Below are 25,672 nucleotides of genomic sequence, written 5' to 3' on the forward strand. Positions count from 1 at the left end.
GCCGCCCAAATGAAATTGGCGCCTTCTCCCAGCGCGGCGCCCCAGCTTCAGAGATATAGACATATGGCACTTCGCAACATCGCGATTATCGCGCACGTTGACCATGGCAAGACGACACTGGTTGACGAACTCCTGAAACAGTCCGGCTCGTTCCGCGAGAACCAGCGCGTTGCAGAACGCGTCATGGACTCGAACGACCTGGAAAAGGAACGCGGCATCACGATCCTTGCCAAGGCGACATCGGTCGAGTGGAAGGGCGTTCGCATCAACATCGTCGACACCCCCGGCCACGCCGACTTTGGTGGTGAAGTCGAGCGTATTCTCTCGATGGTGGACGGCGCGATCGTTCTGGTCGACTCCTCCGAAGGCCCGATGCCGCAGACCAAGTTCGTCGTCTCCAAGGCGCTGAAGGTCGGCCTCCGTCCGATCGTTGCGATCAACAAGATCGACCGTCCCGATGGCCGCCATGAAGAAGTCATCAACGAAGTATTCGACCTCTTCGCCAGCCTCGACGCGACCGACGAACAGCTCGACTTCCCGATCCTCTACGGTTCGGGTCGCGATGGCTGGATGAACGTCAATCCTGAAGGCCCGAAGGACCAGGGTCTGGCACCGCTGCTCGACCTCGTGCTCAACCACGTTCCGGAGCCGACGGTTGCCGAAGGCCCGTTCACGATGATCGGCACGATCCTCGAAGCCAACCCCTTCCTCGGCCGCATCATCACCGGCCGCATCAATTCCGGCTCGATCAAGCCGAACCAGGCTGTCAAGGTTCTCGGCCAGGATGGCAAGCTGATCGAATCCGGTCGTATCTCCAAGATCCTCGCCTTCCGCGGCATCGAGCGCACCTCGATCGATGAAGCGCATGCAGGCGACATCGTCGCGATCGCCGGCCTCTCCAAGGGCACGGTTGCCGACACCTTCTGTGATCCCGCGATCACCGAGGCGCTGACCGCGCAGCCGATCGATCCGCCGACCGTCACCATGTCCTTCATCGTCAACGACAGCCCGCTCGCCGGCACCGAAGGTGACAAGGTCACCTCGCGCGTCATCCGCGACCGCCTGTTCAAGGAAGCAGAAGGCAACGTCGCGCTGAAGATCGAAGAAGCCGAAGGCAAGGATTCGTTCTACGTCTCCGGCCGCGGCGAATTGCAGCTCGCCGTTCTGATCGAAACCATGCGCCGCGAAGGCTTCGAGCTCGCCGTGTCGCGTCCGCGCGTCGTCATGCACCGCGACGAGAACGACCAGCTGATGGAGCCGATCGAGGAAGTCGTCATCGACGTCGATGAAGAGCATTCCGGCGTCGTCGTGCAGAAGATGTCCGAGCGCAAGGCTGAAATGACCGAGCTGCGTCCTTCGGGCGGCAACCGCGTTCGCCTGGTCTTCAACGCGCCGACCCGCGGCCTGATCGGCTACCAGTCGGAACTCCTGACGGATACGCGCGGCACTGCCGTGATGAACCGCCTGTTCAAGGACTACCAGCCTTACAAGGGTGAAATCGGCGGCCGCACGAACGGCGTTCTCCTGGCCAACGCTCCGGGCGAAGCCGTTGCATACGCCATGTTCAACCTGGAAGATCGCGGCCCGATGATGATCGAGCCCGGCGAAAAGGTCTACATGGGCATGATCATCGGCATCCACAGCAGAGACAACGACCTCGAGGTCAACGTCCTCAAGGGCAAGCAGCTGACCAACATCCGCGCCGCCGGCAAGGATGAAGCCGTCAAGCTGACGCCGCCGATCCGCATGACGCTCGACCGCGCTCTCTCCTGGATCCAGGACGACGAGCTGATGGAAGTGACGCCGAAGTCGATCCGCCTGCGCAAGATGTATCTCGACGCCAACGACCGCAAGCGCTTCGCCAAGGCGAAGTCCGCCTAAGCGACTGAAGTCTTTCAGCCTTCAACCCCGGCCATTGCGCCGGGGTTTTTTATTTGTGCAGTCTGCCGAATCTCGCTTGTCGCAATAGTTAAAAAAGCGTTAAATTTCAGCTGTCGTCCACATGTTTAGCCTGTGGGCAAACAACCTGAATGCGCCGGGCGCATATGGTTAATTGCCGACAATGGGACCAGAGTACGCGTTATGAAGACGTTGTCGATCGATGTTCGGCGGGCCGAACCGCACGATTCCCGAGCCATATCGGAAGTGCATCGGCTTGCGTGGCAGCACACCTATGCGGGGATCATTCCGCATCGTGCGTTGCGGCAGATGATCGAGCGTCGCGGCGAGAACTGGTGGCGCAAGGCCACCCGCGGGCCGGCAACGCTTCTCGTTCTCGACGTGGCCGGCACTGTCGCAGGCTACGCAACGCTCGGCCTCAATCGCGCCCGCGCCCTGCCCCAAGAGGGCGAGATCTACGAACTCTATCTTCGGCCGGAGTACCAGGGCATTGGCCTTGGCCACATGCTGTTCGGCGAAGCACGGCGGCTCCTGAAGTCGCTTGGCTGCAACGGATTGGTCGTCTGGTGCCTCGAGGAGAATGAGACCGGCGCGCAGTTCTATCGCAGCCATGGCGGCGTCGACTATTGCGAGGGCATGGAAACGTTCGACCAGAAGCGGCTAAAGAAAATTGGCTTCATTTGGGGTTGAGGCTCTTCCTTGCCTATCGCTTTTTCCAGCGAAATTGACAGTTGCTGTCGTCACGAAAACTTGCAAATCTTGAACATAAACGACTACGAGCGGCTCACGAAGGGTGCCGATGCCCGAGCGATCGGGTCGATCGACACCATGTCCGACGCCTTGTTCGCCGACATGGAGCGCGCGGTCGAACAATATGCTGAGGACGACGAGGTCGGGCGATGAGTGTTTACGACGACATCCAGACCGCAGCCGTCTTCGCTATCCTTATCTCTGGCATCGAGAAGCAGGAAAAGGCGAGAGGGAGGGACGCAAGGAGCGCCCCGTCGCGGTCGGCGTGCGGATAGCGCGTGCCGATGGTGACCTGGTGCTGTTTTTCCCGATCACCACGAAACAGCCCGAGCGGGACCGGTTCGCCTTCGAGATCCCGGCAATCGAAAAACGTCGCGCCGGCCTCGATGCAGATCGCCATCTCTGGATCATCATGGACGAATTCAACAGCGACGTCATCGGTCACTCGTTCTATCTCGAACCGGAGCCGCCAATTGGCCGGTTCAGCAAGGCCTTCTTCCTGCCGATACTGCGCGAATTCATCGCGCGCCGTAAATCGCTCTCCGAAGTCAGCCGCGATCGCTAAGACGGCAATTCTCCATTTGAGCCCCTGAAACGGCATCAATCCTTCCTGTGACAGGCAATGTGTTGATTGCGGCAGATGCGGTCATGCACAGTTGGCGGACGCGGAAACGCGCCCAATCTTCGTTACCGATATGGACGACGAACGTCGAATTCGACAGAGCACCCCCAAAATATCTGACTTAGCAAAAATCGAAGACGTTGCGTTCGTTGTTTATGGCCACGACGCTGCCCAGTAGGAATCCCTGTGTCGATCTCCAGCCGCAGCGGCTCTGCCAGCGCTAACCCAGTGTGCCCTGCACCGACCCTCCCTGGCATCCGGCTAGGATATGCTGTCAGCCGCGCCTGGCCAGCGACCGTGCGATGTCGACGATGTCGTCGCGGCCAGCGGTTGGATCTTCCTTGCTCCAGGCAATGCCGAGCCCGATCCTAAAGTCGATCCCGCTTACCTTCTTCAGCTCGAAGCCGCGATTGGGAAGATCCAGCGTCCATTCCGGGGCAAAGCCGATGCCAAGCCCGGCAGAGACCAGCGACACCAGCGCATAGGTGTCATCGCAGCTGAAGGCGATGTTGGCGGTGAGCTCGTATTCGGCGAACTTCTCATTGAAGTAGCGTTCTGAGAACGACAGGTTCTGCCGGTTAAAGGCGATGATCTTCTGAGTGCGCAGATCGTCGATCGTGATCTCCTCCCTGGCGGCCAGTGGATTGGCATGGCCGACCGCCAGATAGTAGCGCTCATGCGCAAGCGAGACGAAGCGCAACGAGCCGATGTTTTCCACCGGGCGGATGAAGCCCAGATTGAGCTGGCCGGTCTCCAGGCCGCGAATGATCTCGCCGGTATTGCCCGACGCGATGTGGATGCGGACATCGGGAAACTTGCGGGCGATCTTGGCAAGGAAGGTTGGCAGCATGCCCATGGTGGCCGGATAGATGCTGCCGATCCTGATCTGGCGGATGCGACTGCCGCCGGCTGCCCGCGTCAGTTCGGTGGTCAGGTCGATGTCGCTTAAGATCCGCACACAGCGATCGTAAAAGGTTTCCCCTGCCCTGGTCAGTTCCACCCTTCTGGTCGAGCGGATGAACAGCGGGCAGCCAAGCTCCCTTTCCAGCGACATCACATGATTGCTGAGTGCCGGCTGGGCAATGCGCATCCTGGCTGCCGCCCGGCCGAAGTGCAGTTCCTCGGCCACTGCTTTGAAGTAGGAGAGTTGGCGCAGTTCCACTTGTTGTGCTCCTCCAGGCCAATAAAATCAATCGACAGCGATTTTGTAGAGTATACTCCGTGGAGAAATACTCCACAAGAATTTTCCTGCTTAGATGGAAATTCGGGAGACATTCGCGCGAAACTTGAGGCGGATGCGTCAGGCCAAGGGCCTGTCGCAGGAGGACCTCGCTTACAAAGCCGACATTGATCGAACGTACGTTAGCTCACTGGAGAGAGCAGTCTACAGCCCTACCATCGAAGTCGTCGACAAGCTCGCCAAAGCGCTCGGGACTGATGCGGCCGAGCTACTTAAGCCGTTTTAAAAAATGATGCTCTTGAAGGTATTCGAACCGCTGACGCATCAAATGCGCGCTGCTCATCGACAAGGGCCCACGTAAATCGACATAGCCTACTTCTCCAGAATGGCTTTCATGGACTGAAGCGGCCCGTCTCGCTCAGAGCAGCTCTACCATCGCATCAAGGAAAGCGCGGACGGCAGGGTTGGTCCGGCGGCTCTCCGGCCAGACGGCCGCGATGTTGTGGCGCTCGACGGCAAAGTCGGAAAGAACGGGGACCAGATCCCTCGCATGACCCAAGGGGCGACCATAAAGCTTGTGGCCATGCCAATCCCTGCACGAGCAGCGATCGATCCAATGACAGCCTCACTCGCATCTACGACGATCGCAGAGCACGGTACAATCTCTATCTCCCGTTCGCCAATTTGGAATGGCCAGCGAAATATAAGGCCGGTGCTCTGATAGCGCAGGTTAACAGTATCGTGCGCGGGCAGATCATCAGGATATTTCGGCGTGCCCTTGAAGCCCAGATAACCCGGTGAGGTATAGCAACAAAGCCGATGCGGCGAGAGGCGCCGCGATAGAAGCCGTGAATCGGGTTGGTCACCGATCCGAACGGCAAGGTCTATGCCCTCCTCGGTTAGGTCGATCCTCTGATCGCTCAGCCTGAGGTCGATCGACACCTTCGGATGGAGCGTGCGAAACCTTGGAAGCGCAGGCACAATCACATGCAGACCAATAGGCAACGATGCCGCAATCCGCAGCGTGCCGGCCGGTTCGGCACGGGCGGCCTTGGCTGCCTGCTCGACCTCTTCGGCGTCGCGCAACAGGCGGAGCGTCCGCTCATGTAGATCGCGGCCCTCGTTCGTAAGCGCCAGGGACCGGGTTGTCCGGGTAAACAGGGAGACGCCGAGCTGACGCTCCAGTCGCTGGATGCTTTTGCTGACCGTAGAGGGTGAGATGCCCAGCGATCGAGCCGCGGCCGTGTAACTACCCATAGAGCCAGCGCGCGCAAACGCGATCAACCCTGCCAGCCTTTCAATTCCGATTTATTCCGTCATGGCATTAGTAAATCGAATGTCGATGCCATTATCAATCTTCCAGGCGTGAACTAGATGGTGTCAACGAAACCACTTTGGATAGAGGCTGAACAGATCGCCGACTATCTTAGCCTGCAGGCAGGCGATATCGGCGCGTTGGTCCTGCCGCTTCATTATTCATACGGTTTGTCTGTTCTCAATTCCCACCTTGCCGTCGGTGCTGCGATCTGGATGCCCGGGACATCTGTCCTTGAACCGGCATTCCTTGATGATTTCAGCGCGGCCCGATGCACGAGCCTCGCAGGCGTTCCGCATTCCTACGAGCTCCTCGAGCAACGCGGGTTTCGCGAGCAGCACTATCCCGATCTTCGCTTCATGACGGTTGCCGGAGGACGTATGGAGCCGGAGGCGACCCGGCGCTACCATGTCTGGCTGCAGAACGAAGGGCAGCGCTTCTACGTGATGTATGGACAGACAGAAGCGACCGTACGAATTGCTTACGTCCCTCCTGAGCATCGGCCCGGGAGTGCCGATCGGATTGGGACGGGTGCCGGGCGGTGAGCTGTGGCTGGTCGACGGGAAGGATGCAATAATCACGGACACCGACATTGCCGGCGAACTCGTCTATTGTAGGCCCAACGTCATGCTCGGCTACGCCGACACTCGTCAAGATCTGGCGCGCGGTGCTGATATCGAGGAGCTTCGGACCGGTGATCTGGCCGCGCGCGACGCGGACGGCCTGTTTCGGATCACGGGCCGTTTGCGGCGGATGTCGAAGATCGGCGGTGTCCGTCTCGGCCACGATGCGCTCGAAGCAGCGCTCGCTGCGAAAGGCATCACAGCCGCGGTTGTGGGCAGCGACGAGCAGCTGCTTGCGGCCTTTGCAGGGTCGCAACGCGAGGAAGATGTTCGTGAGTCGCTGGCGGTGATTGAAGGCATCGGCTTGCCGCAGGTGCGCGCGATTGGCTTTGAGAAGCTGCCGCGGCTCGCCAACGGTAAGATTGACTACGAACATCTCCGCTTACGCATGAAATCCCCGACGGCGTGCGAACAAGCCACGGTCCTGAGCCTGTTTCGTGAAGTGTTTTTTCCGTGACGCATCTCCCCAACGACAGCTTTGCAGAGCTTGGTGGGGATTCGTTGCGTTACCTCGAGCTTACGGTTGGTCTCGAGGGGCTGTTTGGCAGGGTGCCGGACGGTTGGGAAAAGATGTGTGTCGGTGTTCTGGCGAGTCTATCGCATTCGACGAGCCCCCAACGAACGATCGCCAGTGACATTCTCCTGAAGTCCATCGCAATCCTGCTGGTCGTGCTACATCACGCCACGCCGTGGCCCATTCCCGGCGGTGCGGGCACAATGTTGGTGCTGTGCGGATACGGGCTGGCGCGCTTCCAGTCCAGCGCGCTTTTCGCCGGCGACCTGAGGCGATTTCTGCAGCCGCTCGGCCTTGTTCTCTGGCCCTACTACCTTGTCGTCCTGGGTTTCAGTGTTGCCTGGGGCGCAATACCGTGGGCCTCGGTCTTCCTAGTCGGCAACCTTGGCTTCGCTGAGCCTGATCGACATGAAATGCTGCCTTATCTGTACTGGTTCGTGGAAGCTTTCGCGCAGCTTCTGCTGCTTTGGGGAGCCTTGTTTGCTGTGCCGAGCGTTCGGCGTTCCGCGGCAAGGGATCCTTTCCGTTTCGGCATGCTGTTTTTGGCGTTTGCCGTCCTCGCGCATTTCGCGGTCCCGGCGCTCTCGCCAGTTGGGCAGCGGCAAATATTCACCCTTGCCTGGGTGTTGCACCTTGCGGCTTTCCGATGGTGCGCCGCCTTTGCAAATTCGAGACGACGACGACTTGCGGTAATCGCCGCCGGATGCGCGGTCATGCCGCTTATGGCCTATACCGGCGGAAACTGGGCAGGGTCATGGGTCCTCTATGGTATGCAGTTGCCGGTACTTGCCGTCCTTCTTTACGTGTCTCGGGTCAAGCTGCCCGCAACGCTTGCCGCCGCGCTGGTCTCGATCGCTGCGGCGAGCTATCACATTTACCTGCTGCACCGGATTCTGCCGGAGGCCCTGTTTGATCGCGCCAATCCCGCGACTTTTACCGCGCCGCTACCGGTCGCAGTATCGGTCGTGTCCGGTCTATTGAGCGGCATACTTGCCTATCAGCTCCAGCGTCGCATCATGCTTGGCCAACGATTATGGGCAGGGTTGAGCCGACTCGGTGATTAACTGCGCCATCTACCGTCAGGCCGACAGGGGGTGTCGTTCGGATCCGCTCCGCCTCTTGCAAGCGAACAGCAGAGAAATCGCGTGTCACCTTGACGGCCCTCTTAGACGGGCCAATCCACATTGGCGTGTTGCGTTGCGGGATGATTCCCAGTATCTGGCAACCATCGACTTAACCGTTAAAGGGAAGCTCTATGCGCATTGACGCGATTTCCATCGGCAAGAACCCGCCGGAAGATGTCAACGTAATCGTTGAGGTGCCCGTCGGCGGCCATCCGATCAAGTACGAGATGGACAAGGAAGCTGGTACGCTGGTTGTTGATCGCTTCCTCTATACGCCGATGACCTACCCGGGCAACTACGGCTTCGTGCCGCACACGCTTTCGGAAGACGGCGATCCGATCGACGTCCTCATCGCCAGCACGCGTCCGCTTGTTCCGGGCTGCGTCATCAACGTGCGCCCGATCGGCGTTCTCAAGATGGAAGACAATTCCGGTAAGGACGAGAAGATCATCGCCGTGCCGTCGCCGAAGCTGACGCTGCGCTACGAGAAGGTGAACGACTACACCGACCTTCCCGAGATCACGCTGAAGCAGATCGAGCACTTCTTCGAGCACTACAAGGACCTCGAACCCGGCAAGTGGGTGAAGATCTTCGGTTGGGGTGATTCCAAGGAAGCCGGCGCACTGATCCTCGAGGCGATCGAACGCGCCAAGAAGGCAAAGGCCTGATCAGCTTTCGAGAAGAGTTTGTAATTTCCTGATCAAATCCTCCGGGTCGCCGTCGATCCGGAGGATTTTTTTGCGCGACATTTCGCCTGAGGCGAGGCTGACCGATGACTTTGCGATGCGAAGCGATTTCGCCAAGAACTCGATCAACGCCTTGTTCGCCTTGCCCTTCTCGGGAACGGCAGTCACTCTGGCTTTGAGATGGGCTTTGCCCTCGGCGTCTGTCTCCACGCCGTCGATTGCGTCGCGTCCGCCACTCGGCGTCAGACGAACGGTCAGAGCAATGTGGTCGTTGAACGCCGCCCAGGGCTGGCTCATGCCACCAGCGGGAAGATTGAATTCCACATCAGAGAGCGCACGAAGAAGATGATCAGCAGCAAAATGATCGGTGAGATGTCGATGCCGCCGAGATTTGGCAGTACGCGGCGGATCGGACGCAGCAGCGGTTCCGTCACATTGTAGAGGAACATGCCAACCGAATTGACGAACTGATTGCTGGAGTTGATTACGTTGAACGCATACAGCCAGGAAAAAATAGCGCTGGCGATCAGCACCCAAGTGTAGAGATTCAAAGCCAAATCAATGGTTTGAAAAAGCGCAAGCATTGCAATCTCCAGTTCGTTGTTGACAGACATGTAGACATTGGCGACTAAACCGGCAAGTGCTGTCTCGAAACGCATTGTAAATCATGTTTAACAGCGGCGTCGTGCGTTGGCGTCTGGCCTGTTTTCTGGAAAGTCTCCATGTCTTTTTCGCCAACCGGAGATCGTTTTGCCGCGTTCCGGTATCCGTCTTACACCCGGTTCTTTTTCGCGCGGTTTCTGCTGTCTTTTTCGCAGCAGATCGTCAGTGTGGCCGTCGGCTGGCAGATGTACGACCAGACCGGCAGTGCCATCTATCTCGGACTGATAGGCCTAGTGCAATTTCTGCCTTCGCTGGTCCTGATCCTTGTCACCGGATCCGTAGCCGACCGGCACAATCGACGTGCGATCGCCGCCATCTGCTCGCTCATCAGCGCCTTGTGCACGCTGGCGCTGCTATTGATGACGATCACAGGGACGTTCTCGCCGTTGCCGGTATTTGCCGTCCTGCTGGTTTTCGGCATCGAGCGCGCCTTCATGTCGCCGGCTGTGCAATCGCTGGCGCCGAACCTTGTGCCGCCGGAGGATCTGTCAAACGCCATCGCCTGGAATTCGTCTTCATGGCAGCTGGCGGCGATCACGGGCCCCGTTCTCGGTGGTCTTTTGTATGGCATCAACCCTCATACAGCCTATACGGTCGCGGTCATCTTCGCTGCTCTTGGCGCAGCGCTGCTCTACATGATCCCCAAGCCGCCGCAGAAGACGATGGGTGAAGCCAAGAGCTGGGATATGATCCTCGGCGGCTTCCGCTACATTCGTGCCGAGAAAGTCGTGCTGGGTGCCATATCGCTCGATCTCTTCGCGGTGCTCCTCGGCGGTGCGACGGCGCTGATGCCGATCTTTGCGCGCGATATCCTGACACTCGGGCCCTGGGGGCTCGGTCTCCTGCGCGCGGCACCCGGGGTCGGCGCGATCGCCATGGCGATTTTTCTCGCCGCCTATCCGCTCAAGCACAGTGCCGGCGTTGCCATGTTCATCGGCGTTGCCCTGTTCGGCATCGGTACGATCGTTTTCGGATTTTCGACCAGCACGGAGCTGTCGATCGCGGCGCTCGCCATCATGGGTGCGGCCGACATGATTTCCGTCTATGTGCGGGAGAGCCTGATCGCGCTCTGGACGCCGGACGAACTGCGCGGCCGTGTCAATGCCGTCAACATGGTCTTCGTCGGTGCCTCCAACGAACTCGGCGAATTCCGCGCGGGCACGATGGCTTCCATTTTCGGCGCCGTCCCTGCGGTTATTATCGGCGGCATCGGAACGCTTGCCGTCGCGGCAATTTGGTCCACGAGCTTTCCGAAGCTGCGCAAGATCGACACGCTTGATGCGCCGGAGCGGCTGGAGCCGGTGTGACGGCCTTCAGGTCGAGACGATGACTTCCGCTTCGATTTCGACCGGAAAGTTCAGCGGCAGACCGGCAACGCCAATCGCGGATCGGGAGTGACTGCCCACCTCAGGTCCAAATACCTCGATGATCAGCTCGGTGAAGCCGTTGATTACGGCTGGCGGATTGGCAAAGCGGGGCGCGCAATTGACCATGCCGAACACACGACACCAGCCAGTAATGCGATCGAGACTACCCAGCTCCCGCTTCAGGCTGCCCAACATGGAAAGCGCGACTTTCCGCGCAGATGCCTTGGCCTCCTCGATGGAGATGTTTTCACCGACGGCTCCAAACGGGCCGGCAGGTGTTCCATCGGTATTCTGCGGGCCATGGCCTGAGACGAATGCGCGATTGCCGCGCACATTCACCCACGGAAAAGGAAGGACCATGTTGGAGGGCAGTTTCAGGGGCTGCGGTAGAACCAATCCCATCGCGGCAAGTCTCTGCTCATAGTTGGCCATGGAATTCCTCCGGACATAGCTTTGGTCCGTCATTGCGCGCGCGGCAATTCCAAGACCGGGTCGTGGATCGGAACGCATTCCTGCTGGTGAATATAGCCAGAGTGATGGTACGCGCCGACCTTAGCACGACGCGGTGCCTGGCGCACCCGTCTAGGCGGGAAGTGTGGCGGCCTTGGCTGCTGCGACGGATTTGGACGTCTTGCCCTCGAAGACGATGTCGAGGAACTCGTTCAGCCATGCCTTCAGCGGCGCGTCGAAGAGCATACGTCCTTCCAGATGCTCACGACCCTGCTGCGCATTGGGAAGAATGAAGCGGTGGGCGCCGTGAACCACCCAGCGGTGCATCATCGCGCGTGTCAGCTCGGCATGGAACTGCAGCCCCCAGGCATGGCCGCCGTAGCGAAACGCCTGATTGGGATAGGTATCGCCCTCAGCCAGCAGTTCGGCACCATGCGGCAGGTCAAACCCTTCGCGATGAAAGTGGTAAACCATCCTCGGCCAGTGCATCAGCAGCCGGCCTTTCTCCGTCGGGCGCAGCGGATACCAACCGATCTCCGTGGAACCATCGGCGTTCGCCTGAACCTTGCCGCCGAGCTGCCTCACCAGCATCTGTGCGCCGAGGCAGATCCCGAGTAGCGGGCGCTTCTCCCTGAGCGGCACGTCCAGCCAGTCGATCTCCGACTTGACGAAGTCCTCGGTATCGTTGGCACTCATCGGGCCGCCGAAGACAACGGCGCCCGCATGCTCTGCAAGTGTGGAGGGCAGTTTGTCGCCGAGAACCGGGCGCCGGATATCGAGCCGATACCCTTTCTCGGCCAGCAGCTGACCGACCCGGCCAGCGCTCGAGCGCTCCTGATGCAGAACAATCAGGACTGGGCGCTTCTCGTGCTCCGGTAAGCGGTCAGTCGGCATCGTCCCCCACTACCTCGGTATCCGTGACCCGTCGTGCTGCTTCCTGCCGCTTCTGGATCCGCTCGCGCGCGGAAACACCGAGGAGTTCGGCAATGCGCCAGATTGCATCATCTTCCATTTCGCTGCGCTCGCCATCGGCATAGACAATGTCCCAGAGGACCCCAATCAGCTCGAGCCGCTGTTCCGTGTTGAGGTGGCGCTTGAGATCCGACGTGAAGCGGTAGTAGTCGACGGCATCGCTTTCCGCCTCACGGCCCGCGGCCATCAGCGCGTCGAGTTGCTTGCGGTCAAGCCCGTACTGGTCCTTCAACAGCTTGCGAAGCCGCTTCGTCTCACTGTCCTTGACCTGCCCGTCCGCCTCCATGACCTGCATACAGAGCGCGGCCACCGCGATGCGCGGGTCGTCCGGCGCGAAGCCTTTCTTTGTGTTGTCGGAAGTCAGATTCTGAAAGAATTCCTGGAAGCGTTCGAACATTTAGATCCTGTTTGTCTAGAAAAGGCGAAGCCGTGTCTTGGGTTCTGGCTCCGCCGCTGGATTGCGAACGCCGGGATCGTCCGGCAGGCCGCCAAAGAAGGGGCGCGGTTCGGGTGAAGTTGCAGCTTCCGCCGCCTGCTTGCTTGATGCCGGCGGTTTCGGCGATGGACGCGCCGCCTCAGCTATCGTGGCAGCCCGCTCGAGTTCGATGATGCGGTGATCGCTGGCCGGGCCTTCGGAGCGAGCTTCGCGCACCGGCGGCAGCGTTTTCAGGGCGCGGTCTATGGAGATCGTCTTGCTTTCATCGGCAACATTATCCACATGGTCGAACGGTGCCTTCCAGACGAAGGCATCCAGCCGACCGGTAATAGGCGAAAGCGGCAACCATTTGTCGGAAACGTAACCATCGGCGACCCATGCCGGGTCGCGCGGCGCCTTGAGGGCTTGGGCAAGCCAGTGGCGAACGCGGCCCTGATCACCCGTTTCGGCTTCTTCGATGTCCGCGAGCAGCAGGAAGGTTGCTTCGCGCGGCTCAATCCGGGCGGCAGCCTCCGCCTTGGTGCGGGCCTTGGCGAAATCCTGCGTGTCGAGGGCAGCCTGCGCCACGAGAAGCAGGGATTCGACGTTGTTCGGCCGTATCCCCTCCAGTCGCTCGGCGCGCTTCAGGCGATCAGCGGCAGAATCGCCGCTGCGGGCGCGAACATAGGTGCGACCGATGTCCGGGTGCGGGGCCGATTTCCATGCCTGTTCGAGGATGGATGCCGCCTTGCGCAGCTTGTCTTCGCGGAACAGCGCCTTCGCGGCGACAATCGCGGCAGGCTCGAAGTCGGCGGCGAGCTTCAGGGCATGCGTGGCGTCGTCGCGTGCTCCCGCCGGATCGTTCTCGAGCTTCTCGGTGGCGCGGGCGGTAAGCAGAACCGCGCGAAGCCGATCCGCCTCAGCCTTTTCGATGACGCGGCCAGCCCTTTGTTGTTCCAGCAGTCGCATCGCATCATCCCAGCGACCCGCCTGGCTGCGATACTCAAGCGTTGCCTGTGCTGCCCAAGGCAGATAGGGCGCGTTGTCCGCGGCCTTTTCCGCATATTGACGCGCCGCCTCATTGGCGCCGAGCCGCTTGGCTTCCAGATACAGTCCGCGCAGCCCGAGCTCGCGGGTCTCGGGATCATTGGTCATCGCCTCGAACTTGGCGCGCGCTTCGTCGTGGCGACCTTCGATCAGCGCCGCCTGCGCCTCAAGGAGGGCGATCAGCGGCTCCTGATCGGCGCGGAGCAATCCTTGCGAACGGGCGGCCATCTTGCGCGCCATCAGCGCATTGCCGGCACCAGCCGCGATCAGGCCAGTCGACAGAGCCTGATAACCGCGGTCGCGCTTGCGGGCACGGAAATAGCGAGTGACGGAGTAGGGCGACGTCCAGAGTGTGCGCAGCAGCCACCACGCGGCCATCACGGCCGCGATGAGCGCGATCAGGGCGCTTGCCGCCACGACCAGCCGGGTCTGGTAAAGCTGCCCTTCCCAGACCAGCGAAAGATCGCCCGGGCGATCTGCCAGCCAGGAAAATCCGCAGCCTAGTGCGAGGACGACGAGGGCAAATATGACGAGCCTGACCATGCCTCAGCCCTCCTTGCCGGCGCTGGAGACCGCGTTGGACAGGGCGCTGCCCACAAGATCCTCGACGCGGATGCGGGCTTCCAGCGATTGCTTGAAAGCGGCGGAGGCCTGTTTTGCCTGAGCAGGCAGATCGGCCCATTCGGACGCGGCGCCCTGCAGGTCGCCGTTCTTCACCTTGTCTTCCATGCGCGCGGCAATTGCCTCGACGCTCTCACCCTCAATATTGCCGACGGGGCGGATCGTTACCAGCGACTTGGCGCTTGCCATCAACCGGTCGGACCAAGTCTGGTCGGGAGCGGCCTGATTGACGGAACCGACGATGGCGGTTGCAACATCCGGGACCTGGCGGATCAGTTCGGCGCGCGAGGGAACGCCGGTTTCGGCGAAGTTGCGCAGATCTGCAACGGCCGGATCGTCAGGAGAGACGCCGGCAAAGGTGTCGAGCTCGGCGACGAACGGTCCGCCGCGATCGATCGCCGCCTTCAAAGCGGCGGCCGCGATGGCCTTGGCGACGGCAACGTCGCGCCGCGGCTCGTTCAGCTTCTTCTCGATTTCGGCCAGGTGTTGCGTGATATCGGCGCCGTCGGCGGCTTTTTGTTCCGTTGTCTGGGAGACCGCGGCCCGTAGCTGGTCGATCTGGCCGGTCAGGTCGGCGATCTTCTGATTGAAAGCATCGACCGCAGCCGTGTCGGCAGCAGCCGGCAGGGTCTTGGCCGTCACTTCCAGCGCAGCAATACGCTGTTCCAGCGCGCCGTTATCTGGCGTGGAGGGGGCAGCGGCGAGATTGGCGACCGATTGCTTGAGCCCGTCGATTTCAGCCGAGAGATTGGAGACATCGGCAGGGGGTGAAGCAGGCGCGGACGAGCCGGGCAGAAACCCGGCATATTGAATGGCTCCGGCGCCGACAAGTGCGATCAGGCCGCCGACAATGCCGGCGGCGATCAGGCCCGATGTGCTGTTGCGCGGGAAGGTGGGCGGTGCTGGCGGTGCCGGCTCGCTCGTTTCGGGTGCGGGTTCGGCTGCAGCCTTTGGCGCTTCGTCAGGCGATGGCTCGTCGGTCAATTCAGGCTGCGCTTGAGGCTCATCCACGGTACCGGGTTTCGGCACATCGGCCGGTTCCTCGGCTTTCGTCTCGGCATCCTTGGCAGAAGCAAATTCCTGCTTATCCAGATCGATAGTGACCGGCTTCTCGGTGCTCTTCGAGTGGCGAGGCGGATTTCCTGGTGCCATGAGACCCTCTTAATTATGCAATGCAACGAAACTAGTCAGTGATGCCAGACAAGGAAAGAGGTTAGACGAAATTTGGGCACGCAGCGCGTTCAAAGGAGCGACAAAAGGCTGCGCTCCTCCGGCATCGCCGCGATGCTCACAGCGCCCCGCAGCGACGCGGGGACCATCTCTGCAACGGATTTGCTGAGGCAGAGAAGACGTATTCCGTCTACCCGATCGGGTCGCATCTGCGGCTCAGCGACACGGAAGAAGTCTTCTGCTGTCTGGCGCGAGAAAAACAGGATCGCATCCGGCCGCTGCTCAAAGATTGTGTCCAGCGCTTGCGGCGCGATCGGTGTCGGCTCCATCCGGTAGCACTCCGCGACGGTAATCCGCAGGCCGATTTCGCTTGCACGCTTCTCGAAGGTCTCCGCTCTCGGCGATCCCGCCAGATAGAGAACGGAGCCCCCTGCTTTTTTCGCAATCGTCTCAGCAAGCTCGGCGCCGCTGCCGCCCGATGCCGTGACGGAGCTAAAGCCGATCGCCCGCGCTTCCTCAGCCGTCGCATCACCGACCGCAAAGAGGGGGCGAGCGAGGTGAACGGCCAGCTCGGCGTCATGGGCTGTGAGCGCCCGGATCGTTTCGGCACTGGTGATCGCGATGCTGCCCTTGGTCGTGCTCAAGCCGCGCAACGCCGCGTTGGCGTCGTGAACCGGATGCGACAGGGGCAGCAGTATCGGTTCGTGTCCTAGCTCGCGAAGACGCTTGGCGGTGCGCTCGCCCGAATGCTGAGGACGGGTCACGAGCACGCGCATTAGGACATCAGCTCCAGTCGTCGAAGAAACTGCTGCCGGCGCGGGCGCGGATCTCCTGCCCTGCGCGGGTGCCCAAAGCGGCCGCATCGCGCCTGTGGCCATCGACGCTGATGGCATGCTGGTTGCGGCCATCAGGTGTGATGATCAAGCCGGAGAAGCGGACCTGGTCGCCTTCGCAGACGGCGTAACCGCCGATCGGCGTGCGGCAGGAGCCGTCCAAGGCGGCAAGGAAGGCCCTTTCACAGGAAACCGCGTCGAAGGTCGCGGCATCGTTGATGGGCGCAAGCAGGCTATCGATGCGGGTGTCGCCGATGCGGCTTTCAATGCAGATGGCGCCCTGTGCCGGTGCAGGCGGAAAGGTTTCAGCAGGGAGGATATCGGTTATCACCTCGACCTTGCCGAGCCGCTTCAAGCCGGCAAGCGCAAGCAGCGTGGCGTCGACCTGGCCTTCTTGCAGCTTTCTAAGCCGCGTATCGACGAGGCCACGAAAGGTGATGACGTTGATGTCTGGACGCATGCGGCGGATAAGCGCCTGACGGCGAAGCGAAGAGGAGCCGACCGTCGCGCCGTGGGGCAGGTCCATCAGTTTTGGCGCAGTGCGTCCGATCACCGCGTCCCGGACATCCTCGCGCGGCAGAAAGGCCGAAAGACAGAGCCCCTCCGGAAGCTGTGTCGGCATGTCCTTGGCGGAATGCACGGCAATGTCGAGGTCGCCGCTCGCAAGTTGCTGCTCCAGCTCTTCGGTGAAAAGTCCCTTGCCGCCGATCTGGGCCAGCGAACGGTCGGTGATGCGATCGCCCTTGGTGCTCAGTACGACGATTTCGAACATTGCTTCGGGCAGTCCATGCGCCGCCATCAGCCTGTCACGTGCCTCGTGAGCCTGGGCAAGCGCCAGCGGGCTGCCTCGAGTACCGATCCGGAAAGGTTTTGTTTGCATCCGCATTGATCCGTTGTTACCGGAGTTCCTCGTAAACAGGTTTAAGATCCATCGCAATCAACGATCAGGTTTCATGGCGCCCTTTCTGCGTATTCTCGGCATCGAAACAAGCTGCGACGAAACCGCCGCGGCTGTGGTCGAGCGAGCCGTCGACGGGCAGCCGACGGTGCGTTCGGACGTCGTCTTGAGCCAGCTCGAGGAGCACAGCGCCTATGGCGGCGTTGTGCCGGAGATTGCGGCCCGCGCCCATGTCGAGGCACTCGATACGCTGATCGACGAAGCCTTGAAACGCGCCAATGTGTCGCTCTCCGATATCGATGCCATCGCGGCAACCTCGGGGCCTGGCCTGATCGGCGGTCTGCTTGTCGGCCTCATGACCGGAAAGGCAATCGCCAAGGCGTCCGGAAAACCGCTCTATGCCGTCAACCATCTCGAAGGGCACGCATTGACGGCGCGGCTGACGGATGGGCTCGCATTTCCCTATCTGATGCTGCTCGTTTCCGGCGGCCATACGCAGCTTATTCTTGTCCGGGGTGTCGGGCAATACGAGCGCTGGGGCACGACGATCGACGACGCCCTCGGCGAAGCTTTCGACAAGACGGCGAAGTTGCTGAGCCTGCCGTATCCAGGCGGACCGGCGGTCGAGCGCGCGGCCAAGAGCGGTGACCCGGACCGCTTCAACTTTCCGCGCCCTCTGGTTGGCGAGGCGAAACTGAATTTCTCGTTTTCCGGCCTGAAGACGGCCGTACGCCAGGCCGCAACCGAAATCGCGCCATTGACGGAGCAGGATGTCGCGGACATCTGTGCCTCATTCCAGAAGGCGATCTCGCGAACGCTGAAGGATCGTATTGGCCGGGGTCTGGAGCGCTTCAAGGCCGAGTTTCCGCAGGTCGACGGCGGACCGGCCCTTGTGGTTGCTGGCGGGGTCGCTGCCAATCTGGAGGTTCGCAGCACCCTGCAGTCGCTTTGCGACAAGCATGGCTTTCGCTTTGTCGCGCCGCCGCTGAGATTGTGCACCGATAACGCCGTGATGATCGCCTGGGCGGGTCTGGAGCGCATGGCGACAGGCGTCGAGCCGGATGATCTCGACGTGCAGCCGCGTTCGCGCTGGCCGCTGGATTCCAACGCCGAAACGCTGCTTGGCTTTGGCAAACGGGGAGCGAAAGCATGAGCGAGAAGATCGCCGTTATCGGAGCTGGTGCTTTTGGAACCGCGCTTGCCGCGGTGATCGCGCTGACCGAGCGCAATGCGGTGACGCTCGTCGGCCGAGATCCTGAGCTGATCGCGGGCTTGCAGGCTGAGCATTTGCATGACGCTGTCTTGCCAGGCATCGCCTTGCCGGAGTCGCTCGCCTTCTCTGCCGAGCCGGCCGCGATCAGCGACGCCGACATCGTCCTCTTCGCGATGCCCTCACAGGCGCAGGCGGATGCGGCAAGACAATACCGCCCCTATCTCCAGAACAATGCGATCGTCGTGACCTGTGCAAAGGGCATTGAGCGGACAACCGGCAATCTGCTGACCGACATGCTGGAGCGCGAAATACCGGGCCACCCTATCGCCGTGCTATCGGGGCCGGGATTTGCCGCCGATATCGCCAAGGGCTTGCCGACTGCCATGGCGATCGCCGCTGCGGATATCGATGTTGCCGAAAGGCTGGCGCATGCGATCTCTGGCCGAACATTCCGGCTTTATGCCTCGTCAGACCGGATCGGCGTCCAGCTCGGCGGAGCGCTGAAGAACGTTCTGGCGATCGCCTGCGGCATTGTCGAAGGCGCCGGTATCGGAGACTCTGCGCGGGCGGCGCTGATTGCGCGCGGGCTTGCCGAGATGTCGCGTTTTGTCGTCGCCAAAGGCGGGCAGGCGGACACGGTGCGCGGGTTGTCCGGCCTTGGCGACCTGGTGCTGACGGCAACCAGCCATCAATCTCGTAACCTGCGCTTCGGCATTGCCCTTGGTCGCGGCGAGACCGTCGATCCCACTCATGGCGAACTCGTAGAGGGCGCCTTTGCGGCGGCTGTTGCGTCGCGCCTTGCGCAGTCGCTCAATGTCAGCATGCCGATTACCGATGCCGTATCCGCTATCATCGAAGGCAAGCTCGGAATTGCCGAGGCCATCGATCAGCTCATGACGCGTCCGATTACGACTGAATAGGAGTTCCGATATGCTTTTTGCCCTCCTCTGCAAGGATAAGCCCGATCACCTCAACGTCCGCATGGAGGCGCGGCCCGCCCATGTGGAACATCTCAACAAGCTCAATGCCGAGGGCGTGTTGAAGATGGCTGGCCCGTTTCTCGACGCTGATGGCAAGCCCTGCGGCAGCCTGGTCATCATTCATGCCGATACGATCGAAGCGGCGAAGGCGCTGTCGGACAGCGACCCCTACGCCAAGGCCGGCCTTTTTGAGAGCGTCGACATCAAGCCCTTCAATTGGGTCTTCAACAATCCGGAGGCTTGAGCGTGGCGCATTGGCTCTACAAATCAGAACCCGCTTCCTGGTCGTGGGAGCAGCAGAAGGCGGCCGGCGAGAAGGGCACCGAATGGACCGGTGTCCGCAACTATCTCGCCCGCAACAACATGCGGGCGATGCAGCTTGGCGATAAGGGGTTCTTCTACCACTCCAACGAAGGTCTCGAGATCGTCGGTATCGTCGAGGTCTGCGCTCTGTCTCACCCGGACTCGACAGCAGCCGGCGATGACCGCTGGGACTGCGTCGACATTCGCGCCGTCTGCGATATCCCCAAGCCGGTTTCGCTGAAGGACATCAAGGCCAACGAGAAGTTTGCCAAGATGTCGCTCGTCACTTCCATGCGGCTTTCGGTCCAGCCGGTAACAGACGAAGAGTATCTCGAGATTTGCCGGCTGGGTGGCCTCGACAATCCGCCGCGGTGAGCCGCCGTTGAAAACCGAACCCGAGGTCTTCATCCGCGCGAATACCAGTCCAATGGCGCCGCCGCATGTGCCCGAAATTCGGCTGCATCTGGCGGACGAAGCCCACGAGCTATGGCTTAAGACGGAAGAGGAGCTTGCGGAAATCGGCCTGCCGCCGCCTTTCTGGGCATTCGCCTGGGCGGGCGGCCAAGGGCTGGCACGCTACGTACTCGATCATCCTGATATCGTTGCCGGCAAATGCGTCCTCGACTTTGCCACGGGTTCCGGCCTTGTTGCGATTGCGGCAAAGCTCGCGGGAGCGGCGAAGGTCGTTGCCGCCGACATCGACCCCTGGACCGAAACCGCTGTGTGGCTGAACGCCGAACTGAACAAGGCGGATATCGATTTTATCGGTGCCGATCTGATCGGCCGCAACGTCGAGGCTGACATTCTGCTCGCCGGCGACGTCTTCTACGACGCCGGCTTTGCGGCCGCGATCGTTCCATGGTTCAATATGCTCAGTCGCCAAGGCATCGCCATCTTCGTCGGGGATCCGGGACGCAGCTATCTTCCCAAGGAGAACCTGGAATTCTGCGCAGTCTACGAGGTTCCGGTTACCCGGGCGCTTGAAGACAGCGAGGTGAAGAAAACGACCGTTTGGCGCTTCACGGCCTGATAACGCAGACGCCGGCCTCGTAGGAGCAGCTGCTGCTCTTTGTGGTCACGTTGATCACCTTGGCCATTGGCGCAAGGGTAATGGTTCTTTGCTGGGCACCGACGCTATAGCCGCTCGCTGTGACGTAAGTCCCGCCGTCGGCGTCATACACGTAGGACGATCCCGAATAGGTGCCGCTTACGCCTGTGCCTGTCGGCGACTGAACGAGGACGATGACGTTGCGTCCGCCATAACCGCGATAACCACTATTGCCGCGATACGGGAATGACGCAGGCTTGATTAGGGGCGTCCGACCGAAGCGATGGCCGAACCGTTTGGAACCATCCGAGAATCGGATGCGTCCGTCGTTCCATCCAAAAAAAGGCCGACCGACGATCGTGGGTGCGTGATGCCTGAAGAATCCCTTACCACCGTGGCGAGAGAATGAACCCCTCCCAAAATCGTCCGCCGACATCGGCAGTGCGATCAAAACAGCGGCGACAAGTGAAACGAGCGCGGACATAGACTTCAGCATCGCGCGGATCTCCGAAAATGAAATGCTTAACAAAGCGTTAACTGCAAAATGCGCCAAAAGCCGCCGATTGTCCAGAAGACGTCTGGCCATGCCGTTCGCGCCAAGCGCGGGCCAGGCCGTCAAGCGCAGTTCGCGCCACCCAGAGACGCAAATCGATTAAATTAAATTGGGGGTGCAATTATACTTGTCGTTAGGGGCTTACGTGATTAAACGTCGCCATTGATGCGACGCACACAAAGAAATTTGTCATTCGTGTGATCGCCTTGAATGCTCCCTGATGGAGGAGCGCAGAGAAGACGCCGCGAGGTTCTGATGGCGAATGTGACAAATAACCGGCCCCTGTCGCCGCATTTGCAAATTTACAAACCAATCCCCACCATGGTCATGTCGATCGTTCACCGTATTACCGGTGGCGCGCTTTACGTCGGTACGCTGCTGGTCGCCTGGTGGCTGATCGCCGCCGCGACTGGCCAAGCCTACTATGACTGGGTCAACTGGATCCTCGGAAGCGTCGTCGGCAAGCTCGTGCTGCTTGGCTACACCTGGGCGCTTCTGCACCACATGGTTGGCGGTTTCCGTCACTTCGTCTGGGATCTCGGTTACGGCTTCGACAAGGAAGTCTCGACCAAGATGGCTCAAGCTTCGATCGTCATATCGCTCTGTCTGACCGTGCTGGTCTGGGTGATCGGCTTCCTTATTCGCTTCTGAAGGTTGTTCTCATGGATATGCGCACCCCCCTGGGTAAGGTTCGCGGCCTTGGCTCGGCCAAGGAAGGAACTGATCATTTCTGGCGCCAGCGCGTCACGGCGGTTGCCAACGTGCCGCTTTTTCTCTTCTTCATCATCTTCATGATCATTCACGCCGGCGAGCCTTATGCCGATGTGGTTCACGCCCTGTCCAACCCGCTTGTTGCGGTCGTAATGGGTCTGATGGTCGTTTCCGGCGTCATTCATATGCGGCTCGGCATGCAGGTCATCATCGAGGACTACGTTCATGGCGAATTCGCCAAGATCGCCCTGCTGATGCTGAACACGTTCTTTTCGATCCTGATGGCGGGGCTCTGTCTCTTCGCCATTCTGAAAATTGCATTCGTAGGATAACCGTATCATGGCACCGACTTCACCCGCTCAGAATGGGAAGGCCTACAAATACGTCGATCACTCATACGATGTGATCGTCGTCGGCGCCGGCGGCGCCGGTCTTCGCGCCACGCTTGGCATGGCCGAACAGGGTTTCCGCACCGCCTGCATCACCAAGGTATTCCCGACCCGCTCGCACACGGTCGCTGCCCAGGGCGGCATCGCCGCCTCGCTGCAGAATATGACGCCCGACAGCTGGCAGTGGCACCTCTACGACACCGTCAAGGGCTCCGACTGGCTCGGCGATGTCGACGCCATGCAGTATCTCACCATGGAAGCGCCGAAGGCGGTCTATGAGCTTGAGCATTACGGCGTTCCCTTCTCACGCAACGAGGAAGGCAAGATCTACCAGCGGCCGTTCGGCGGCCACATGCAGAACTTCGGCGAAGGCCCGCCGGTGCAGCGCACCTGCGCCGTTGCCGACCGTACCGGCCACGCGATCCTGCACACGCTCTATGGTCAGTCGCTGCGCAACAACGCCGAGTTCTTCATCGAGTATTTCGCGCTCGACCTGATCATGTCGGATGACGGCAGCCGCTGCACCGGCGTCGTCGCCTGGTGCCTCGATGACGGCACCATTCATCGCTTCGCCGCCAAGATGGTGGTGCTGGCGACCGGCGGTTATGGCCGCGCCTACTTCTCGGCAACCTCTGCCCATACCTGCACCGGCGACGGCGGCGGTATGGTGGCCCGCGCCGGTCTGCCGCTGCAGGACATGGAATTCGTACAGTTCCACCCGACCGGCATTTACGGTTCGGGCTGTCTCATCACCGAGGGCGCGCGCGGCGAAGGCGGCTACCTCGTCAACTCCGAGGGCGAGCGCTTTATGGAACGCTATGCCCCTTCGGCGAAGGACCTTGCCTCGCGCGACGTCGTTTCGCGCTGCATGACGCTTGAGATCCGCGAAGGTCGCGGCGTCGGCAAGAACAAGGACCACATCTTCCTGCATCTCGACCATCTCGATCCGGCCGTTCTGCACGAGCGCCTGCCGGGCATTTCCGAGAGCGCCAAGATCTTCGCCGGCGTCGACGTGACGCGCGAGCCGATCCCGGTCCTGCCGACTGTCCACTACAACATGGGCGGTATTCCGACGAACTACTGGGGCGAAGTGCTGAATGCCGACAGCTCCAATCCGGAGCGCATCATCCCCGGCCTGATGGCCGTGGGCGAAGCCGGTTGCGCCTCGGTGCACGGCGCCAATCGTCTCGGCTCCAACTCGCTGATCGACCTCGTGGTCTTCGGCCGCGCCGCTGCGATCCGCGCCGGCGAGGTCATCGACCGCAGCGCGCCGATCCCGCATCTCAACGTCGCCGCCTGCGACAAGATCATGGATCGCTTCGACAGCCTGCGCAATGCCAGCGGCGGCACGCCGACGGCGGTGCTGCGCGAGAAGATGCAGCGCGCCATGCAGGAAGACGCCGCCGTGTTCCGTACGCAGGAATCGCTGGAGTCGGGCCGCAAGCGCATCTCGGCCATCTGGCAGGAAATGCGCGACATCAAGGTCACCGACCGTTCGATGATCTGGAACTCCGACCTCGTGGAAACCCTCGAGCTGCAGAACCTGATGGCCAACGCCATCACGACGATCTACGGCGCCGAGGCTCGCAAGGAGAGCCGTGGTTCGCACGCACGCGAAGACTACACGGAAGGCGCTTTTGCCGGCCGTGACGACGTCAACTGGCGCAAGCACACACTTGCCTGGGTCAACGAGTCAGGCGACGTCAAGCTCGACTACCGCCCGGTTCACACCGAGCTCATCGCAGAAGGCATCGATCCCAAGAAGATCGCGCCCAAGGCTCGCGTGTACTAAAAGGAACCGGACATGGTTGAACTCGCTCTTCCCAAGAACTCCCAGATCCGCGAAGGCAAGGTATGGCCGAAGCCAGCGGGCGCGAAGAACACTCGCGAATTCCGCGTCTACCGCTGGAGCCCGGATGACGGACAGAACCCGTCGATCGACACCTTCTATATCGATGTCGACGATTGCGGTCCGATGGTGCTCGACGGTCTGCTCTACATCAAGAACAAAATCGACCCGACGCTGACGCTGCGCCGTTCCTGTCGTGAGGGCATCTGCGGCTCCTGCGCGATGAACATCGACGGCACGAATACGCTCGCCTGCACCAAGGGTCTCGACGACATCAAGGGCGCGGTGAAGATCTATCCGCTGCCGCATCTGCCTGTCGTCAAGGACCTGGTCCCGGATCTCACCAACTTCTATGCCCAGCACCGCTCGATCGAGCCATGGCTGAAGACGGTTTCGCCGACGCCGGCCAAGGAATGGAAGCAGAGCCATGAGGACCGCCAGAAGCTCGACGGCCTCTACGAGTGCATTCTCTGCGCTTGCTGCTCGACTTCCTGTCCGAGCTACTGGTGGAACGGCGACCGCTACCTCGGTCCGGCCGTTCTCCTGCAGGCTTACCGCTGGCTGATCGACAGCCGCGACGAAGCGACCGGCGAGCGTCTCGACAATCTCGAGGATCCGTTCCGTCTCTATCGCTGCCACACGATCATGAACTGCGCGCAGACCTGCCCGAAGGGCCTGAACCCCGCCAAGGCAATCGCCGAAATCAAGAAGATGATGGTCGAGCGTCGTGTTTGATCAATCCAGCAAAAGGGCCGCGGATGCGGCCCTTTTCTTTATCCGCTCGCGAAGCCTTAATCTGTCCGGGATTGCGCCAAATTTGTCTCGGCGTTACGGCGTTGCTCCCACATCGACACAATTTCTCCTCGCGCTGGCTTGATTCAGTACAGCCTTTCAAGATAATTCCGCCGTGATTGCGCGGCAACTTCAGGGCAATACTGGAAAAATCAGGAGTATGATGATGCAGTTCAGACATATGGCGACAGGTCTCGTGGTTATTCTGTCGTTAGCTGGCTGCCAGCGCACCGCCTATGACAATGCAAGCTTTAGCCAGCCGGCGCCGCTGACGGCCCAGCCGGTTCCTTCGGTTCAGGGCGGACAGCTTCCGCCGCCTTCCGGTGCTTCCCAATTCCCGGCCGCTCCAACGGCCACGGCGCCAGTCGCCGGCGGCCAGCCCGGCGCGATGGCTGCGAATGCGATGGATGTCACGAAGGAATCGATGGTCGGCAGCTGGCGCGTCAACGGCTCCTGCGACATGTTCCTGACGCTCACCAATCTCGGCAGCGGCTCGCGTGGCGGTACGCGCGGCTGCGTCGGCGAACTGACGGCGATGGGCTCCTGGGAAGTTTCAGGCAAGCAGGTTATCCTGAAGGACCGCAGCGGCAACCAGATCGGCAGCGTCTACAAGACCGCCGACAACGCTTTCAGCGGCCAGACCAATACCGGTCAGCCGATCAGCCTCAGCCGTTAAAAGATCCGG

30 protein-coding genes and 2 pseudogenes are annotated in these 25,672 nt (G+C 60.9%); 20 read left to right on the plus strand and 12 right to left on the minus strand.

The window, feature by feature from the left end:
• Positions 1-63 precede the first annotated feature (63 nt).
• The 4 genes and pseudogenes from typA (at position 64) to IB244_RS32875 (ending at position 3,214) form a co-directional block, all read left to right on the plus strand.
• Positions 64-1,881, plus strand: coding sequence for a translational GTPase TypA (gene typA / locus IB244_RS04490; RefSeq protein ID WP_018855781.1), 1,818 nt, complete (start codon positions 64-66; stop codon positions 1,879-1,881).
• Between the two features lie 201 nt (positions 1,882-2,082).
• Positions 2,083-2,589: a GNAT family N-acetyltransferase gene (locus tag IB244_RS04495; RefSeq protein ID WP_018855780.1), complete on the plus strand. Its 507-nt coding sequence runs from the start codon at positions 2,083-2,085 to the stop codon at positions 2,587-2,589.
• Between the two features lie 69 nt (positions 2,590-2,658).
• On the plus strand, positions 2,659-2,802 hold the full coding sequence (locus IB244_RS04500) for a hypothetical protein (RefSeq protein WP_192303240.1): 144 nt from the start codon (positions 2,659-2,661) through the stop codon (positions 2,800-2,802).
• Positions 2,799-3,214: pseudogene (locus IB244_RS32875) on the plus strand (hypothetical protein). Before IB244_RS04500 ends, IB244_RS32875 begins: the two are co-directional and overlap by 4 nt.
• Positions 3,215-3,545: 331 nt before the next feature.
• On the opposite strand, the gene IB244_RS04510 reads toward IB244_RS32875, so the two are convergent.
• Entirely contained in the window at positions 3,546-4,433 is an 888-nt protein-coding gene (locus IB244_RS04510; RefSeq protein ID WP_018855776.1) for a LysR family transcriptional regulator, read from the minus strand.
• A gap of 94 nt (positions 4,434-4,527) precedes the next feature.
• Here IB244_RS04510 and IB244_RS04515 point away from each other — a divergent pair, with 94 nt between their 5' ends.
• Complete coding sequence (locus IB244_RS04515) at positions 4,528-4,737, plus strand: helix-turn-helix domain-containing protein (RefSeq protein WP_018855775.1); 210 nt, start codon at positions 4,528-4,530, stop codon at positions 4,735-4,737.
• A 132-nt stretch (positions 4,738-4,869) separates the two neighbouring features.
• Here IB244_RS04515 and IB244_RS04520 read toward each other — a convergent pair.
• Positions 4,870-5,708: pseudogene (locus IB244_RS04520) on the minus strand (LysR family transcriptional regulator).
• A gap of 117 nt (positions 5,709-5,825) precedes the next feature.
• On the opposite strand from IB244_RS04520, the gene IB244_RS32730 reads away from it, so the two are divergent.
• From IB244_RS32730 to ppa, 4 genes are all read left to right on the plus strand, one after another.
• Positions 5,826-6,311 (plus strand): AMP-binding protein, encoded by a 486-nt coding sequence (locus IB244_RS32730; protein WP_281419567.1) that lies wholly within the window; start codon positions 5,826-5,828, stop codon positions 6,309-6,311.
• On the plus strand, positions 6,289-6,846 hold the full coding sequence (locus tag IB244_RS32735; protein WP_281419568.1) for an AMP-binding protein: 558 nt from the start codon (positions 6,289-6,291) through the stop codon (positions 6,844-6,846). The genes IB244_RS32730 and IB244_RS32735 overlap by 23 nt, the downstream gene beginning before the upstream one ends.
• Entirely contained in the window at positions 6,843-7,967 is a 1,125-nt protein-coding gene (locus IB244_RS32005) for a hypothetical protein (protein WP_246734324.1), read from the plus strand. Before IB244_RS32735 ends, IB244_RS32005 begins: the two co-directional genes overlap by 4 nt.
• Positions 7,968-8,158: 191 nt before the next feature.
• Positions 8,159-8,695, plus strand: a complete 537-nt coding sequence (ppa, locus tag IB244_RS04530; protein ID WP_018855774.1) for an inorganic diphosphatase — start codon at positions 8,159-8,161, stop codon at positions 8,693-8,695.
• Here the strand turns inward: ppa and IB244_RS04535 are convergent, their stop codons facing one another.
• Together IB244_RS04535 and IB244_RS04540 are read right to left on the minus strand one after the other, a co-directional pair.
• The gene (locus IB244_RS04535; RefSeq protein WP_018855773.1) at positions 8,696-9,010 is read right to left on the minus strand and encodes a DUF167 domain-containing protein; all 315 of its coding nucleotides are present in this window, start codon (positions 9,008-9,010) and stop codon (positions 8,696-8,698) included.
• On the minus strand, positions 9,007-9,297 hold the full coding sequence (locus IB244_RS04540) for a YggT family protein (RefSeq protein WP_016556606.1): 291 nt from the start codon (positions 9,295-9,297) through the stop codon (positions 9,007-9,009). Before IB244_RS04540 ends, IB244_RS04535 begins: the two co-directional genes overlap by 4 nt.
• Before the next feature lie 138 nt (positions 9,298-9,435).
• Between IB244_RS04540 and IB244_RS04545 the strand changes: the two genes are divergently transcribed.
• A complete protein-coding gene (locus IB244_RS04545; protein WP_192303244.1) occupies positions 9,436-10,683 on the plus strand; it encodes an MFS transporter in 1,248 nt (415 codons plus the stop codon).
• Between the two features lie 6 nt (positions 10,684-10,689).
• Here IB244_RS04545 and IB244_RS04550 read toward each other — a convergent pair whose 3' ends face one another.
• The 7 genes from IB244_RS04550 to hemC all read right to left on the minus strand — a co-directional run bounded on the left by IB244_RS04550 (position 10,690) and on the right by hemC (position 17,131).
• The gene (locus IB244_RS04550; protein ID WP_018855770.1) at positions 10,690-11,175 is read right to left on the minus strand and encodes a RidA family protein; all 486 of its coding nucleotides are present in this window, start codon (positions 11,173-11,175) and stop codon (positions 10,690-10,692) included.
• A 150-nt stretch (positions 11,176-11,325) separates the two neighbouring features.
• The gene (locus tag IB244_RS04555) at positions 11,326-12,087 is read right to left on the minus strand and encodes a glutamine amidotransferase (RefSeq protein ID WP_018855769.1); all 762 of its coding nucleotides are present in this window, start codon (positions 12,085-12,087) and stop codon (positions 11,326-11,328) included.
• On the minus strand, positions 12,077-12,562 hold the full coding sequence (locus tag IB244_RS04560) for a TerB family tellurite resistance protein (protein WP_018855768.1): 486 nt from the start codon (positions 12,560-12,562) through the stop codon (positions 12,077-12,079). The genes IB244_RS04555 and IB244_RS04560 overlap by 11 nt, the downstream gene beginning before the upstream one ends.
• 15 nt (positions 12,563-12,577) lie before the next feature.
• Positions 12,578-14,170 carry a heme biosynthesis protein HemY gene (locus IB244_RS04565; protein ID WP_169681400.1) on the minus strand — a complete coding sequence of 531 codons (1,593 nt, stop codon included), beginning with the start codon at positions 14,168-14,170 and terminating at the stop codon, positions 12,578-12,580.
• Between the two features lie 3 nt (positions 14,171-14,173).
• Entirely contained in the window at positions 14,174-15,400 is a 1,227-nt protein-coding gene (locus IB244_RS04570; protein ID WP_169681398.1) for a COG4223 family protein, read from the minus strand.
• 89 nt (positions 15,401-15,489) lie between these two features.
• Complete coding sequence (locus IB244_RS04575; RefSeq protein ID WP_113471987.1) at positions 15,490-16,194, minus strand: uroporphyrinogen-III synthase; 705 nt, start codon at positions 16,192-16,194, stop codon at positions 15,490-15,492.
• A 7-nt stretch (positions 16,195-16,201) separates the two neighbouring features.
• Positions 16,202-17,131 (minus strand): hydroxymethylbilane synthase, encoded by a 930-nt coding sequence (gene hemC, locus IB244_RS04580; RefSeq protein WP_018855764.1) that lies wholly within the window; start codon positions 17,129-17,131, stop codon positions 16,202-16,204.
• 73 nt (positions 17,132-17,204) lie between these two features.
• Between hemC and tsaD the strand changes: the two genes are divergently transcribed.
• Genes tsaD through IB244_RS04605 form a run of 5 tightly spaced genes read left to right on the plus strand, consistent with a single transcriptional unit; the run spans position 17,205 to position 20,675 of the window.
• Positions 17,205-18,302 carry a tRNA (adenosine(37)-N6)-threonylcarbamoyltransferase complex transferase subunit TsaD gene (gene tsaD / locus IB244_RS04585; protein ID WP_018855763.1) on the plus strand — a complete coding sequence of 366 codons (1,098 nt, stop codon included), beginning with the start codon at positions 17,205-17,207 and terminating at the stop codon, positions 18,300-18,302.
• Positions 18,299-19,282, plus strand: a complete 984-nt coding sequence (locus IB244_RS04590; RefSeq protein ID WP_113471985.1) for an NAD(P)H-dependent glycerol-3-phosphate dehydrogenase — start codon at positions 18,299-18,301, stop codon at positions 19,280-19,282. Before tsaD ends, IB244_RS04590 begins: the two co-directional genes overlap by 4 nt.
• A 10-nt stretch (positions 19,283-19,292) precedes the next feature.
• Entirely contained in the window at positions 19,293-19,586 is a 294-nt protein-coding gene (locus tag IB244_RS04595) for a YciI-like protein (protein WP_018855761.1), read from the plus strand.
• Positions 19,587-19,588: 2 nt separating this feature from the next.
• The gene (locus tag IB244_RS04600) at positions 19,589-20,020 is read left to right on the plus strand and encodes an EVE domain-containing protein (protein ID WP_025658181.1); all 432 of its coding nucleotides are present in this window, start codon (positions 19,589-19,591) and stop codon (positions 20,018-20,020) included.
• Between the two features lie 7 nt (positions 20,021-20,027).
• Complete coding sequence (locus tag IB244_RS04605; RefSeq protein WP_113471993.1) at positions 20,028-20,675, plus strand: class I SAM-dependent methyltransferase; 648 nt, start codon at positions 20,028-20,030, stop codon at positions 20,673-20,675.
• Here the strand turns inward: IB244_RS04605 and IB244_RS04610 are convergent.
• Positions 20,665-21,189 carry a hypothetical protein gene (locus tag IB244_RS04610; protein ID WP_018855758.1) on the minus strand — a complete coding sequence of 175 codons (525 nt, stop codon included), beginning with the start codon at positions 21,187-21,189 and terminating at the stop codon, positions 20,665-20,667. The genes IB244_RS04605 and IB244_RS04610 overlap by 11 nt on opposite strands.
• 312 nt (positions 21,190-21,501) lie before the next feature.
• Between IB244_RS04610 and sdhC the strand changes: the two genes are divergently transcribed.
• From sdhC to IB244_RS04635, 5 genes are all read left to right on the plus strand, one after another.
• Positions 21,502-21,897 carry a succinate dehydrogenase, cytochrome b556 subunit gene (sdhC, locus tag IB244_RS04615; RefSeq protein ID WP_025658184.1) on the plus strand — a complete coding sequence of 132 codons (396 nt, stop codon included), beginning with the start codon at positions 21,502-21,504 and terminating at the stop codon, positions 21,895-21,897.
• Positions 21,898-21,908: 11 nt separating this feature from the next.
• Complete coding sequence (gene sdhD, locus IB244_RS04620; RefSeq protein WP_018855756.1) at positions 21,909-22,289, plus strand: succinate dehydrogenase, hydrophobic membrane anchor protein; 381 nt, start codon at positions 21,909-21,911, stop codon at positions 22,287-22,289.
• 7 nt (positions 22,290-22,296) lie between these two features.
• A complete protein-coding gene (gene sdhA, locus IB244_RS04625; RefSeq protein WP_192303246.1) occupies positions 22,297-24,138 on the plus strand; it encodes a succinate dehydrogenase flavoprotein subunit in 1,842 nt (613 codons plus the stop codon).
• Between the two features lie 12 nt (positions 24,139-24,150).
• Complete coding sequence (locus IB244_RS04630; RefSeq protein WP_018855754.1) at positions 24,151-24,930, plus strand: succinate dehydrogenase iron-sulfur subunit; 780 nt, start codon at positions 24,151-24,153, stop codon at positions 24,928-24,930.
• Positions 24,931-25,153: 223 nt separating this feature from the next.
• Positions 25,154-25,663 (plus strand): protease inhibitor Inh/omp19 family protein, encoded by a 510-nt coding sequence (locus IB244_RS04635; RefSeq protein ID WP_026371592.1) that lies wholly within the window; start codon positions 25,154-25,156, stop codon positions 25,661-25,663.
• Positions 25,664-25,672 lie beyond the last annotated feature (9 nt).

Source organism: Rhizobium sp. RHZ02 (assembly GCF_014851575.1).
In the GTDB taxonomy this organism is placed as follows: domain Bacteria; phylum Pseudomonadota; class Alphaproteobacteria; order Rhizobiales; family Rhizobiaceae; genus Rhizobium; species Rhizobium altiplani.

Bases quoted from the DNA above. Each gene is read 5' to 3' on its own strand.
- hemC (WP_018855764.1), bottom strand. From the start codon at position 17,131: ATGCAAACAAAACCTTTCCGGATCGGTACTCGAGGCAGCCCGCTGGCG.
- IB244_RS04495 (WP_018855780.1), top strand. From the start codon at position 2,083: ATGAAGACGTTGTCGATCGATGTTCGGCGGGCCGAACCGCACGATTCC.
- IB244_RS32730 (WP_281419567.1), top strand. From the start codon at position 5,826: ATGGTGTCAACGAAACCACTTTGGATAGAGGCTGAACAGATCGCCGAC.
- sdhD (WP_018855756.1), top strand. From the start codon at position 21,909: ATGGATATGCGCACCCCCCTGGGTAAGGTTCGCGGCCTTGGCTCGGCC.
- IB244_RS04610 (WP_018855758.1), bottom strand. From the start codon at position 21,189: ATGCTGAAGTCTATGTCCGCGCTCGTTTCACTTGTCGCCGCTGTTTTG.
- IB244_RS04575 (WP_113471987.1), bottom strand. From the start codon at position 16,194: ATGCGCGTGCTCGTGACCCGTCCTCAGCATTCGGGCGAGCGCACCGCC.
- sdhC (WP_025658184.1), top strand. From the start codon at position 21,502: ATGGCGAATGTGACAAATAACCGGCCCCTGTCGCCGCATTTGCAAATT.
- IB244_RS04590 (WP_113471985.1), top strand. From the start codon at position 18,299: ATGAGCGAGAAGATCGCCGTTATCGGAGCTGGTGCTTTTGGAACCGCG.
- IB244_RS04635 (WP_026371592.1), top strand. From the start codon at position 25,154: ATGCAGTTCAGACATATGGCGACAGGTCTCGTGGTTATTCTGTCGTTA.
- IB244_RS04570 (WP_169681398.1), bottom strand. From the start codon at position 15,400: ATGGCACCAGGAAATCCGCCTCGCCACTCGAAGAGCACCGAGAAGCCG.
- IB244_RS04560 (WP_018855768.1), bottom strand. From the start codon at position 12,562: ATGTTCGAACGCTTCCAGGAATTCTTTCAGAATCTGACTTCCGACAAC.
- IB244_RS04515 (WP_018855775.1), top strand. From the start codon at position 4,528: ATGGAAATTCGGGAGACATTCGCGCGAAACTTGAGGCGGATGCGTCAG.
- IB244_RS04630 (WP_018855754.1), top strand. From the start codon at position 24,151: ATGGTTGAACTCGCTCTTCCCAAGAACTCCCAGATCCGCGAAGGCAAG.
- IB244_RS04535 (WP_018855773.1), bottom strand. From the start codon at position 9,010: ATGAGCCAGCCCTGGGCGGCGTTCAACGACCACATTGCTCTGACCGTT.
- IB244_RS04555 (WP_018855769.1), bottom strand. From the start codon at position 12,087: ATGCCGACTGACCGCTTACCGGAGCACGAGAAGCGCCCAGTCCTGATT.
- IB244_RS04545 (WP_192303244.1), top strand. From the start codon at position 9,436: ATGTCTTTTTCGCCAACCGGAGATCGTTTTGCCGCGTTCCGGTATCCG.
- tsaD (WP_018855763.1), top strand. From the start codon at position 17,205: ATGGCGCCCTTTCTGCGTATTCTCGGCATCGAAACAAGCTGCGACGAA.
- sdhA (WP_192303246.1), top strand. From the start codon at position 22,297: ATGGCACCGACTTCACCCGCTCAGAATGGGAAGGCCTACAAATACGTC.
- IB244_RS04565 (WP_169681400.1), bottom strand. From the start codon at position 14,170: ATGGTCAGGCTCGTCATATTTGCCCTCGTCGTCCTCGCACTAGGCTGC.
- typA (WP_018855781.1), top strand. From the start codon at position 64: ATGGCACTTCGCAACATCGCGATTATCGCGCACGTTGACCATGGCAAG.
- IB244_RS04595 (WP_018855761.1), top strand. From the start codon at position 19,293: ATGCTTTTTGCCCTCCTCTGCAAGGATAAGCCCGATCACCTCAACGTC.
- IB244_RS04540 (WP_016556606.1), bottom strand. From the start codon at position 9,297: ATGCTTGCGCTTTTTCAAACCATTGATTTGGCTTTGAATCTCTACACT.
- IB244_RS04550 (WP_018855770.1), bottom strand. From the start codon at position 11,175: ATGGCCAACTATGAGCAGAGACTTGCCGCGATGGGATTGGTTCTACCG.
- ppa (WP_018855774.1), top strand. From the start codon at position 8,159: ATGCGCATTGACGCGATTTCCATCGGCAAGAACCCGCCGGAAGATGTC.